The 11,817-nt window shown below is 67.5% G+C and carries 9 protein-coding genes; 5 read left to right on the plus strand and 4 right to left on the minus strand.

Annotated elements, in window-relative coordinates; genetic code table 11:
* Positions 1-564: 564 nt before the first annotated feature.
* From ACZY0Y_RS12510 to ACZY0Y_RS12520, 3 genes are all read left to right on the plus strand, one after another.
* Positions 565-852 (plus strand): HU family DNA-binding protein, encoded by a 288-nt coding sequence (locus tag ACZY0Y_RS12510; protein WP_024367639.1) that lies wholly within the window; start codon positions 565-567, stop codon positions 850-852.
* 145 nt (positions 853-997) lie between these two features.
* Entirely contained in the window at positions 998-3,160 is a 2,163-nt protein-coding gene (locus ACZY0Y_RS12515) for a bifunctional copper resistance protein CopD/cytochrome c oxidase assembly protein (RefSeq protein WP_463885785.1), read from the plus strand.
* Complete coding sequence (locus ACZY0Y_RS12520) at positions 3,157-5,118, plus strand: NHL domain-containing thioredoxin family protein (RefSeq protein ID WP_463885786.1); 1,962 nt, start codon at positions 3,157-3,159, stop codon at positions 5,116-5,118. Before ACZY0Y_RS12515 ends, ACZY0Y_RS12520 begins: the two co-directional genes overlap by 4 nt.
* Before the next feature lie 108 nt (positions 5,119-5,226).
* Here ACZY0Y_RS12520 and ACZY0Y_RS12525 read toward each other — a convergent pair whose 3' ends face one another.
* The 4 genes from ACZY0Y_RS12525 to ACZY0Y_RS12540 all read right to left on the minus strand — a co-directional run bounded on the left by ACZY0Y_RS12525 (position 5,227) and on the right by ACZY0Y_RS12540 (position 9,698).
* Entirely contained in the window at positions 5,227-6,219 is a 993-nt protein-coding gene (locus ACZY0Y_RS12525) for a hypothetical protein (protein ID WP_463958281.1), read from the minus strand.
* A 110-nt stretch (positions 6,220-6,329) separates the two neighbouring features.
* Entirely contained in the window at positions 6,330-7,997 is a 1,668-nt protein-coding gene (locus ACZY0Y_RS12530) for a helicase HerA-like domain-containing protein (protein ID WP_463958283.1), read from the minus strand.
* A gap of 76 nt (positions 7,998-8,073) precedes the next feature.
* On the minus strand, positions 8,074-8,775 hold the full coding sequence (locus tag ACZY0Y_RS12535; RefSeq protein WP_463958284.1) for a type 1 glutamine amidotransferase domain-containing protein: 702 nt from the start codon (positions 8,773-8,775) through the stop codon (positions 8,074-8,076).
* A 53-nt stretch (positions 8,776-8,828) separates the two neighbouring features.
* A complete protein-coding gene (locus ACZY0Y_RS12540; RefSeq protein ID WP_463958286.1) occupies positions 8,829-9,698 on the minus strand; it encodes an aldo/keto reductase in 870 nt (289 codons plus the stop codon).
* A gap of 108 nt (positions 9,699-9,806) precedes the next feature.
* On the opposite strand from ACZY0Y_RS12540, the gene ACZY0Y_RS12545 reads away from it, so the two are divergent.
* Both ACZY0Y_RS12545 and ACZY0Y_RS12550 read left to right on the plus strand, forming a co-directional pair.
* A complete protein-coding gene (locus ACZY0Y_RS12545) occupies positions 9,807-10,616 on the plus strand; it encodes a glycoside hydrolase family 25 domain-containing protein (protein WP_463958288.1) in 810 nt (269 codons plus the stop codon).
* A 140-nt stretch (positions 10,617-10,756) separates the two neighbouring features.
* Complete coding sequence (locus tag ACZY0Y_RS12550; RefSeq protein ID WP_463958290.1) at positions 10,757-11,746, plus strand: LLM class flavin-dependent oxidoreductase; 990 nt, start codon at positions 10,757-10,759, stop codon at positions 11,744-11,746.
* Positions 11,747-11,817 lie beyond the last annotated feature (71 nt).

Raw genomic sequence — 11,817 nt, forward strand, 5'->3', positions numbered from 1 at the left:
GGCTCGTGGTTCCTGTTCAGGTTGAATGCGTAGGAACACTCATCCCAGCAGGACCACGAGTCCTCTGCTTGCTACAACACGAACCTGTTTCCCCGGGAACCTTGAAGAGCCATTTAACCCCCCTTCACAAAAACACACCCCCTCAGCTCCGGCGGTCTACCGTCCAACCCTCCCGCAGATCCCGCTGGAACTTCCAGGCATGCCGGAACCACCGCGGAAGCCGCAGGCTCGCCAGGACGCCCAGCGCACCCACCGCTGCGCGCGGCGCCCTCCGCTGGCGGGGTGCCGCCGTCGTTCCTCTCCGGGGAGCGCACAACAGCGTTGCCCCGGATAACGCAGGATCTGCGGGAGCATCGGGGTGGACGCCGCCACAACTGGGGGAGCGTCCGCTGATGGCGAAATATTGGTCCGAAAGGCGCCGATTCCCGGGTTTTTCCCCAAAAAAGGCCGAAAACACGCGGAATTTGCCACCTCGGCGGCGGCAAGCTGGTAAGTTTTCGGACAGTGGCTTGTGCGCATGCCGTGTGCAGGCTCCAGAAATCATGACCGTCCAGGAGGACATAAATGGCTAAGAACCGTAGTGAACTTGTTGCAGAGGTAGCAGGCAAGGCCGGCACCAGCCAGGCAGCCGTCAACTCCGTGCTGGATGCACTGTTCGAGGTCTTCGAGACCTCTGTCGCCGCGGGCGAAAAGATCACCATCCCGGGCTGGCTTGCAGTTGAGCGCACCGACCGTGCAGCTCGCACCGGCCGCAACCCGCAGACGGGCGAGACCATTCAGATCGCCGCAGGCCACAGCGTGAAGCTGACCGCCGGCTCCAAGCTGAAGGCTGCGGTCTCCAAGAAGAAGTAGTCTTCTTTGAACGCTTGAAAGGAGCGGCGACCCTGTGGGTCGCCGCTCCTTTTTCGTCAATTGACATGTCCGGCAGCAGTTCCCCGGCAGGCTGCGGGGAGCGCTCGATTCGGTGAGCAGGCGGAGCGTAGCGGACAATGGAACTGTGCCTTCTGCAGCGAATCCCCGTGCCACCACCGCCGCTCCTACCCCGACCGGGGGAGCGCGGGGAGCTGTTGCGGCCACCGCCGGGATCTCCCGGCTTTGGCTGTACGCCGGCCTTGCCGCACTGTTCCTCGGACTGGTAGCAGCGCTGCTGTTCTCCGGCGCCGCAGCCGCCCGCGAGGTTTCGGACCCGGGCGCCCTGGTGCGCTGGGGCCTGCCGGTCAGCAAGGCCGTGCACAACGTCTCGCTGGCCACCGTGATCGGCGGCCTGATTTTCGCAGTCGGAATCCTGCCCCGCTCCCTCGCCGGCTCCCGGTCCAAAGCCAAGGATCTCCCGGAACACCCGGCCTTCACCCGCGCGCTGGCTGTCGCCGCCGCTGCGGGCGCCGTCTGGACGCTTTCAGCTGTTGCCGTGCTGGTGCTGAGCTACTCGGACATTGCCGGCCAGCAGATCTCCGGGGACCCGGAATTCACCCGATCCCTGGTGTACTTCATGACCGACATCGAGAGTGGCCGCGCCTGGCTGGCCGTTGTCATCATCGCCGCCGTGGTCACTACCGCCCTCTTTGGCGTCCGCTCCCTGGGCGGCCTGGTGGCAACCCTGGTGCTGTCCGTGATCGGCCTGGTCCCGTCAGCGCTGATCGGCCACTCCGCCAGCTCGGCTGACCACGAAGGTGCCATCAACTCGCTCGGCCTGCACCTGGTCGGTGTGTCAGCCTGGGTGGGCGGCATCATCACGCTGGCACTGCTCTCCGGGGTGCTGGGTGGCGCTGCTTCGGGCTCGAAGGGCGGCAGCCGCCCGGACATCACCGAGCCGACCCTCCGGCGCTTCTCCGCCCTGGCCGGCTTCGCCTTCGTGCTCGTCTTCGCCTCCGGGGTGATCAACTCCAGCATCCGCCTCACGTCCTGGGACGACCTCTTCGGCTCGTCCTACGGTCAGCTGGTCCTGGCCAAAGCGGCGGCCACCCTCGTCCTCGGCGGCATCGGCCTGATGCACCGGCGCTGGGTCATCCCGCAGCTGGGCAGCCAAGGCGGCGGGCTGTCCGCCCGCCGCGTGCTCTGGCAGCTTGTTGTCGCGGAGCTACTGCTCATGGGGGCGACGTCGGGCATCGCCGTCGCGCTCGGCCGCTCGGCGCCGCCCCAGGGCGAGGCTCTTGTGCCGGACGCCTCCCCGGCCTTCATCATCTCCGGCTACGATCTGCCGCCGGAACTCACCCCGGAGCGCTGGCTGACCGAATGGCGTCTGGACTGGCTCTGGGTCACTGTCGCGGTCTTCGGCCTTGTGGCCTACATCCTCGGTATGCGAAAGGTGATCCGGCGCGGGGACCACTGGTCCTGGTTCCGGGCCGTCAACTGGGTGATCGGGCTGGGTGTCCTGACCTATGTGACTTCCGGACCGCCGTCGGTCTACGGCCGGGTGCTGTTCTCGGCGCACATGGTGGACCACATGGCGCTGACGATGGTGACGCCCATCTTCCTTGTCCTCGGAGCCCCCATAACGCTGGCGCTGCGGGCGCTGGCGCCCAGGCGCGACAGCTCCCGCGGCCCTCGCGAGTGGTTGCTGATCTTCATCCATTCAAAGTTCTCCCAGCTCGTCACGCACCCGCTGTTCGCCGCCGCCAACTTCGCGGGTTCGATCGTGCTCTTCTACTACTCGGACGCGTTTGGCTATGCGATGCGGGACCACGTGGGCCACGAGCTGATGAACCTGCACTTCGCCCTCACCGGCTACATCTTCGTGCTGACCATGATCGGCACCGACCCGCTGCCCCGGCGCGCGCCGTACCCCATGCGGCTCCTGCTCCTGCTCGCCACGATGGGCTTCCATGCCTTCTTCGGTGTCGCGATCATGGGCGGCACCGGGCTGCTGGCAGCGGACTACTTCGGCAACCTCGGCCGGACCTGGGGCCCCTCGGCCCTGCTGGACCAGCAGATGGGCGGCGCCGTGGCCTGGGGCATCGGTGAGGTGCCGACTTTGCTGGTGGCGATCGGCGTCGCCGTTATGTGGTCGCGCTCCGATGCGCGCGAGTCCAAGCGCACAGACCGGGCGGCGGACAGGAATAACGACGCCGATCTCACTGCTTACAACGATATGTTCGCCAAGCTGGCCGAGCGTGACGCCAGGCTTGCCGAACGCACCTCAAAGCTGGAAGGACGCTCATGACCGAAACCGTTCGCACCCACCTCCGGGTCCGGGCCTCCGAACTGGTGGGCCGCAACTGGCTCAACACCGGCGGCAAGTCCCTGGACCTGGAATCCCTGCGCGGCAAGATTGTGCTCCTGGATTTCTGGACCTTCTGCTGCATCAACTGCCTGCACGTGCTGGACGAACTCCGCCCGCTCGAACAGCAGTATTCCGACGTCCTGGTCACGGTCGGCGTGCACTCTCCCAAATTCGAACACGAGGCTGATCCGGTGGCCCTGGCCGCCGCCGTCGAACGTTACGAGATCCGCCACCCGGTCCTGGACGATCCCGAGCTGGATACCTGGAAGGCCTACACGGCGCGGGCCTGGCCCACGCTGGTGGTCATCGACCCCGAGGGTTACATCGTGGCCCACCTCTCCGGTGAAGGCCACGCTGACGGCCTGGCCGTGCTGGTCCCTGAGCTGATCGCCGAGCACGAGGCCAAGGGCACCCTGCACCGCGGCGACGGCCCCTATGTGGCGCCGGAGCCGACGTCGGGCACCCTGCGGTTCCCCGGCAAGGCCCTCTACCTCCCGGCCGGCCGCGGGGTCGGAAGCGCTCCGGAAGCCGGCTCCTGGCTGGTCACAGACACCGGGCACCACCGCCTCGTGGAGCTCGCCACCGACTTCCAGACCGTGCTGGCGACATACGGTTCCGGCGACAAGGGCCACACTGACGGTAATGCCGCCGCTGCCCGCTTCAACGAACCCCAGGGCCTGGTGCTGCTCCCGGAGGACGTCGCCGCGGACGCCGGTTACGACGTCGTCATTGCCGACTCCGTGAACCACCGGCTCCGCGGGCTCTCCCTCGCGGACGGAACAACCCGAACGGTGGCCGGCAACGGCGTGCAGCGCCTGCTGGAAACCGGCCCGGCCCGGGTGGACGAGGAGGGCGCCTCGTATGGCGCACGGCTGGAGGCAGACCCGCTGCAGGTGTCCCTCAGCTCGCCCTGGGACGTTGTCTGGTCCACCAAACTGAACGCCGTCGTGGTCGCCATGGCCGGGGTACACCAGATCTTCAGCTTCGACCCGCGCTCCGGCGCCGTGTCCATCGTCGCCGGCAACGGCCTCGAGGGCCTGCTGGACGGACCGGCAGCGGAAGCCTGGTTCGCCCAGTCCTCCGGCCTCGCCGAGGACACCGACGGGAACATCTGGGTGGCGGACTCCGAAACCTCCGCCCTGCGCAAGCTCGTGGTCGGCGACGACGGCGTCATCACCGTCGAGTCCGCCGTCGGCAAGGGCCTGTTTGACTTCGGCTTCCGCGACGGCGCCGCAGCTGTTGCGCGGCTGCAGCACCCGCTGGGCGTCACCGTCCTTCCGGACGGCTCGGTGGCGATCGCGGACACCTACAACGGTGCTGTCCGCCGCTACGACCCGGCCTCGGGCACAGTCTCCACGCTGGCCCGCGGGCTGTCAGAACCCTCCGACGTGATTGTCGACCACACCCACGTGGCCGGCTCCGAGCCCCTGCTGGTGGTGGTCGAGGCCAACAAGCACCAGCTGGTCTATGTGCCCATCCCCAAGGAAGCGCAGCAGGTCGACGAGGGTGCAGTCCAGACCCACCGGCCGAAGAGCCCCGTGGCTCCCGGGCTGCTGGAACTGACTGTCCGCTTCACCGCGCCGACCGGCCAGAAACTGGACGACCGCTGGGGCGACCCGACCCAGCTGAAGATCTCCTCCACCCCGCCGGAACTGCTGCTGGCGGGCGGCGGGACCTCGGTGGGCCTGCTCCGCACCCTGGAACTGGCCTCCGACGTGCCGGAGGGCGTACTGCACATTACCGCCCGCGCCGCGGCCTGCGACGGCCCGGAAGATGCGGACGGCGAGATCCCGGACCACGCCGCCTGCCACCTGTACCAGCAGGACTGGGGCATCCCGGTGCTGCTGCAGGCCGACGGCGACACCGAGCTGGTGCTGGACCTGCGCGGCATGGACTGAGTTCCGCTGGAGCAGCCCGGTTGTGGCCATCAGGCCCCTGGCCTCGTTGGCGGAGTGGCGCGGGGCGGCGCTGAAAACCGGGCCAGTTCCGCGCCGGAGCCCGCGGGGCTAGTAGCTCAGGAGCGGGGTGACCTTGACGGTGTCGGTGTCGACGTCGAGGCGGGTGGTGAAGCTGAAGTCGTGGACGGCGTTGAGTTCCGTCACTGCCCCGGTGAAGAGGTCCACCTGTTGGGCCTTGATCCGGGCTTTGCCGTTCAGGGGCGCCACCACCCAGCGTCCGCCGAAGGGCTCGATGCCGACGGCTGGGTATTCGGTGATGCTCCAGTCGATGGTGCCGTCAACGACGCGGTTGTTGGTGGTGTGGTAGAACGGGCAGTCCGGCTGGAGCTTTTGCTCCTTGTCGGCAGTGTCGGCGCAGGTGTCCAGGAACTCCTTGACCTTGCTGCCCACAGCGTCCTTCAACCCGTCAGTGGCTTCGGTCATCAGATTCAGCGGGGCCACGGGGACGGCCCGGCCGGACAGCGTGGCCTTGGTGGGCGCGGCAGCGAAGTACTCACCGGAGAGGGACGCCTCGTACTCGCCCGGGTAGAAGACGGCGAAGGAGTTGCGGCCATTGGGCATGTTCACCGGTACGCCGTTCAGGGTGGCCTCGTTGGCGTTGACCACCGTGACGTTCAGGACGGGTAGGGCCGCCGGAACAATGGCCCACTTGTGGAAGAACAGCCACTCCGTACCGGAGCGTTCCAGCAGGAATTCGGTCCGCAACTGGCTGCCGTCAATCGTGTAGTGGATCGGGACCATCACCTGGTTGCCGCCACGGTCCTCGGCGTCGCCGTACTTGACGCCGCTGATCCGTGCGGCGGCGGTCTGCAGCGCCGTGCCATCCAGCATGGCGGCATTGCTTTGGGGAACGGAAGCGTGCAGCAAGCCGAGGGCTTTCTCGCCTTCGCCCTTCTGCAGGGCATCGAGATACTCCCGGACAGGCTGCTGCGGGCTCGCGATGGAATTGTTCACGATATTGATCGCGACGATGCCCCCGGCCACAGCAAGCATCAGGGCCAGCAGCCACCCGGCTGCGATCCTGACCAACGCCTGACTCATTTGCACTTACCTTACGTTACCTGCAGCCCACAGGAATTCCCTTGTCACAGCCGGCCCACGTGACAAGGCCCGCCCCTCAGGGGGAACCCGGCCGCGCCCAGCGGCCGCGCCTAACGGCGGCGGCGCTTGGGGGCCGTACCAAAGACTCCGCGCAACAGTTCGCGGCCGATCTGCGTCCCAAGTGAGCGGGCCATGCTCTTGAGCCCCCCGCCCAGGGCTCCGGCAAGATCCCCTGCCACTCCGCCGTCGTCCGCCGGTTGGCGGGGTGTCTGCCGGGTTTCTTTAGATGCGGGGGCCGGAGCGGGCCGGCTGCTGGGGCGGCCCAGGATTTCCTCCTCGATCCGCCGGGCTTCGGCGTCGACGTCGGAGGTTCCGCCGCCGGGGGCCGGAGCAGGAGAAGGAGCTGCCGCGCCGGTGTCTGCCGCGGCCTTCCCGGAGATCTTCTCGTAGGCGGAGACGTTGTCGACGGCGGTGCCGTACTTGGGCAGCAGCGCCGAGCCGGCCACAGTGCTGGAGATCAGGGCGTCGGCGCTGGGACCCATGACGGATTCCGGCGCGCGCAGCCGGGTGAGCGCCACCGGCGTCGGGGCGCCTTTCTCGTTCATGACGGTGATGACCGCCTCCCCGATCCCGGCGGAGGTGAGGGTTTCCTCAAGGTCGTAGTCGCTCATCGGGAAGGTGGAGACGGTGGCCTTGAGCGCCTTGGCATCCTCCGGCGTGTAGGCGCGGAGGGCGTGCTGCACCCGGTTGGCGAGCTGCCCCAGGACCTCGGCGGGAACATCCTTGGGGGTCTGGGTGACGAAGAAGATGCCGACGCCCTTGGACCGGATCAGCCGCACAGTGGTGGTGATGGCGTCCAGGAATGCCTTCGAGGCACCGTTGAACAGCAGATGGGCCTCGTCCAGGAAAAATACCAGCTTGGGTTTGTCCAGGTCGCCGGCCTCAGGCAGGTCTTCGAACAAGTCGGCCAGCAGCCACATCAGGAAGGTGGAGAACAGCATGGGCTTGGTCTGCAGCGTGGGGAGCTCCAGGCAGGTGATGACGCCGCGCCCGTCCGGGGCGGTGCGCAGCAGTTCGGCGGTGTCGAACTCGGGCTCGCCGAAGAACTTCTCCATGCCCTGCGCCTCAAGCGTGATGAGCTCGCGGAGGATCACCCCGGCGGTCGACTTCGACAGCCCGCCGAGTTCCTCGAGCTCGTCCTTGCCTTCCGCGGAGGTGAGGAACTGGATGACGGCGCGCAGGTCCTTCAGGTCGATCAGTTCGAGGTTGTTCTTGTCCGCGAAATGGAAGACCAGCTGCAGGCTCGATTCCTGCGTGTCGTTGAGCTCCATGATGCGGGAGAGCAGGATGGGGCCGAAGGACGTGATGGTGGCGCGGACCGGGATGCCGTTGCCGTCGCCGCCCAGGGCCAGGAACTCCACCGGGAACGTTTTGCCGGACCAGGACTGGCCGATACCGTCTGTGCGAGCCATCAGTTTCTCGCTCCCGGTGGCCGCCGTCGCCAGACCGGAGAGGTCTCCCTTGATGTCCGCCAGGAACACCGGGACCCCGGCGGCTGAGAGCTGCTCCGCCATCATGTGCAGGGTGACGGTTTTGCCGGTGCCGGTTGCCCCGGCCACCAGCCCGTGCCGGTTCATCATCGCCAGGGGGAGCCGGACGGGGGCTTCCTTGTGGAGTTCGCCGTCGATAATCGCGGCGCCGAGCTCGATGACGGGACCCTCCAGCGCGTACCCCTTCTGGATGGTGGCGACTTTGTCTGCAGTGGATTTGATGGCCATGCGGACAGCTTAGCCGGGTCCGGCGTCGCCGGACCCGGCTAAGGGCGTTGCCAGGGGGCGCGGCCTTTTGGCCCTGTTAGTCGGCGAGGGCCTTGAGGACTTCCTTCGCCACGGCGGCACTGGACTGCGGGTTCTGGCCGCTGATCAGGTTGCCGTCGCGCACCACGTGGGAGCTCCAAGCGGCGGAGTTCTCGATCACTGCGCCCTTATCCTTCAGGACGTCCTCGACGAACCACGGCGTGTTCGGGCCGGTGCCGCCGCCCAGTTCCTCCTCATTGGTGAAAACGGTGAGGCGGCGGCCCGCGAAGGCGAACTGCCCGGCGTCGTCCGTGGCGCTCAACAGGCCGGCCGGGCCGTGGCAGAACGGTGCGATGACTTTGCCGGCCGTGTTAGCCGCAACCAGGAGCCTGCCGAGGTCCGCGTCCTGGTAGAGGTCGGTCATCGGGCCATGGCCACCGGGCATCACGATCGCGTCGTAGCCGGAGAGCTCGACGTCGGCCAGCACCAGCGGCGCGGACAGCTCGGCGTCGATGTCGGAGAGGTACTTGCGGAAGGCATCGGAGCGGTCCTGGCCGCCGGCGGACTCGGCCGCAAGGCTGACCTCGTCCACCGTGGGCTTCGCGCCGCCGGGCGTGGCGATGTGGACGGCGTGCCCGGCGCCGAGGAGGGTCTGGTGGGAAACCACCACTTCCTCGGCCCAGTAACCGGTGGGGTGCTCGCTGCCGTCCCGCATCGTGAGGGAATCGGCGGCCGAGACGACCATCAGAATGTTAGCCATGTTGTGCTCCTGTTCTGCCGGCGCACACGCGCCGGCGCTGAAATTAAGTGGGCTTAGCGTGCGGTTTCGAGTTCGGCATACGTGGCGTCATCGAGGACGACGCCGGCGGCGGCCAGGTTTTCTTCGAGGTGCTTGACCGAACCCGTGCCCGGAATGGGCATCATGACGGGGGAGCGGCGCAGCAGCCAGGCGAGGGCCACCTGCGACGTGGTGGCACCGAGACGCCTTGCGGCCTCATCCAGCAGGCCGCCGGGCTGCGCCAGTTCACCGGCGGAGATCGGCGCCCAGGGGATAAAACCGATTCCGTTCTCCTCGGCGTAGTTGAGCACGTCCTCGGAGCTGCGGTCGGTCAGGTTGTAACGGTTCTGCACGGTGGAAACGGTGAAGTACTTCCCGGCTTCCTCAAGCTCGGCAACGCTGACCTGGGACAGGCCCAGTGCCTTCACCTTTCCCTCCTTCTGCAGGTCGCGGAGAACAGTGAACTGTTCCTCCGGATCCACCTTGGGGTCGATCCGGTGCAGTTGGAGCAGGTCGAGCGCGTCAACCTTGAGCTTGCGCAGGCTCAGTTCAGTCTGCTGCCGGAGGTATTCGGCCCGGCCCAGGGGCACCCACTCGTGCGGGCCGGTGCGGGTGAAACCGACCTTTGTGGCGATCCGCAGCCCCTCGGTGTAGGGATGCAGCGCCTCGGCCAGGATCTCCTCGCTGATGTTCGGGCCGTAGGAATCTGCGGTGTCGATGAAGTCGACGCCGAGTTCCACCGCGCGACGGACGACGGCGATGGCGGCCTTGCGGTCTGCCGGCTCGCCCCAGACGCCGTCCCCGACAATGCGCATGGCGCCGAACCCCAGACGGTGGACAGTGCCCAGGTCCTTGAGATCGATCGTGGCGGATGATTCGGGATGCTGTGAGTTGTCATGGCTCATAGATGCGGCAACTCCCTAAGCCAGCTGAGTATTCCGTTCGCCCGACCCGCTGGCCGACCCGCCCGGCGGGTTTCCCGCTCCCGGGCGGAGCCGGACGTAAGCTGGGGCATGGCTATCCGGGTACTGACGAAGCTTGCGTCCGCCGCCATCACACTTGGGCTGGTCCTGCTGGGCGGAGGGCCGGCCGGCGCCGCCCCGCCCCGCACTTCCGAGCCCACCGGCATTGACGTTTCCTGGCCCCAGTGCGGGAAGACCCTCCCCAAACAGCCGGCATTCGCGATCGTCGGGGTGAACAACGGCCTCGCCAACACCACCAACCCGTGCCTGGCCGCGCAACTGGCCTGGGCAAACACCGCCCCGACCCCGGCGCTCACCGCCCAGCCGCGGGTGGCGCTGTACGTCAACACGGCCAACCCGGGACTTCAGGGTTCGTGGTGGCCCAGTTCGAACCACTATGACGGCAAAGATGTGGTCAACCCCTATGGCGTCTGTGGCAGCGGCACGGACGATTTCAAAGCCTGCTCCTACATGTACGGCTACGCGAAGGCCTACGACGACGCCACGATCCGCGGCGTCGACAACCCGCAGAATTACTTGTGGTGGCTGGACGTCGAGACCGGAAACAGCTGGCAACCGGACAAGGCCGCAAACGTGGCCGACCTGGAAGGAATGGCCGCCTACTTCAAAAGCATCAACGCCAAGGTCGGCCTCTATTCCACCGCCTACCAGTGGAGCCAGATTGCCGGGACGGTCCCGGCAAGCAGCCCACTCGCGGGCTTGCCCAGCTGGCTCGCGGGTGCGCGGTCCCTCACGAGCGCCAAGTCCAACTGCTCCTCGCTGGCGCTCACCCCGGGCAGCCGCGTGGCCCTGACGCAGTACATCTCCGGCGGGCTGGACTACAACTATTCGTGCCCCTGACCCCAAGCGCGGAAAACGAATGGCAGCGGCACTGCCGCGGCAGAAATATCCCGGAGCCCGGCGTCGTTGTCCACAGTGTGCCCGTGCCAGAACCCGGCGCGGCGCCTGAGACTTCCCCGCTACGAAAGGCCGGCTTTTCCGTGACTGTTCCGCTCTCCATCCTTGACCTGGCAACCATCGGCAAGGGCCAGACGGCGGCAGAAAGCTTCGCGGGAAGCGTGGCCATGGCGCAGCTCGCCGAGAAGCTGGGCTACCGGCGCGTCTGGTACGCCGAGCACCACAACATGTCCGCCATCGCCTCGTCGGCCACCAGCGTGCTCATCGCACACATCGCCGCGCAGACCGAGAGCATCCGGCTCGGCGCCGGCGGCGTGATGCTGCCCAACCACTCCCCGCTGACCATCGCCGAGCAGTTCGGCACGCTCGAGACCCTGCACCCGGGCCGGATCGACCTCGGTCTGGGCCGCGCGCCCGGCAGCGACCAGAACACGCTGCGTGCCCTGCGGCGCGACCCGATGTCCTCGGACAGCTTCCCGCAGGACGTGCTGGAACTCCAGGGCTACCTGACCGGTCCCACCCGCATCCAAGGCGTGGAGGCTACCCCGGGCAAGGGCACCAATGTTCCCCTGTACATCCTGGGATCCTCGCTGTTCGGGGCCAAGCTCGCTGCGCAGCTGGGCCTGCCGTACGCCTTCGCCTCGCACTTTGCGCCGAACGCACTCCGGGACGCCGTCGCCGTCTACCGCCGCGACTTCCAGCCCTCCGCGCAGCTGGATGCCCCGCACGTGATCGCCGGCGTCAACGTGATCGCGGCGGATTCCGCGGTCGAGGCGCAGGAGATGTTCCAGGCCACCAAACGCGCCCGCGTCTCGCTGTTCTTCGGCAACGGCCGCGAGTTCAGCGACGACGAGGCGGACATGATCCTGGACTCCCCGCAGGGCCAGCACGTGGCCCAGATGATGAAGTATTCCGCCGTGGGCACCCCGGACGCCGTGCTGGAATACCTGGACGGATTCACGGCCCACGCCGACGCCGACGAGCTCATCGTCGCGCACCAGAGCACCGGCACCGGGGCCCGGTTGCGCTCGGTGCAGCTGCTGGCCGACGTCGCCGGACTCGTGCGGGTGTAGGCGCCGGGGCCACACAGCGGCCCACAGCGGCGAACTGCGCCCCCGCAGGGCCCCGGCGGTTGCGGATGTTA

The organism is Pseudarthrobacter kochi, from assembly GCF_055412805.1.

Bases quoted from the DNA above. Each gene is read 5' to 3' on its own strand.
- ACZY0Y_RS12530 (WP_463958283.1), bottom strand. From the start codon at position 7,997: ATGGCCATCAAATCCACTGCAGACAAAGTCGCCACCATCCAGAAGGGG.
- ACZY0Y_RS12545 (WP_463958288.1), top strand. From the start codon at position 9,807: ATGGCTATCCGGGTACTGACGAAGCTTGCGTCCGCCGCCATCACACTT.
- ACZY0Y_RS12535 (WP_463958284.1), bottom strand. From the start codon at position 8,775: ATGGCTAACATTCTGATGGTCGTCTCGGCCGCCGATTCCCTCACGATG.
- ACZY0Y_RS12520 (WP_463885786.1), top strand. From the start codon at position 3,157: ATGACCGAAACCGTTCGCACCCACCTCCGGGTCCGGGCCTCCGAACTG.
- ACZY0Y_RS12525 (WP_463958281.1), bottom strand. From the start codon at position 6,219: ATGAGTCAGGCGTTGGTCAGGATCGCAGCCGGGTGGCTGCTGGCCCTG.
- ACZY0Y_RS12510 (WP_024367639.1), top strand. From the start codon at position 565: ATGGCTAAGAACCGTAGTGAACTTGTTGCAGAGGTAGCAGGCAAGGCC.
- ACZY0Y_RS12540 (WP_463958286.1), bottom strand. From the start codon at position 9,698: ATGAGCCATGACAACTCACAGCATCCCGAATCATCCGCCACGATCGAT.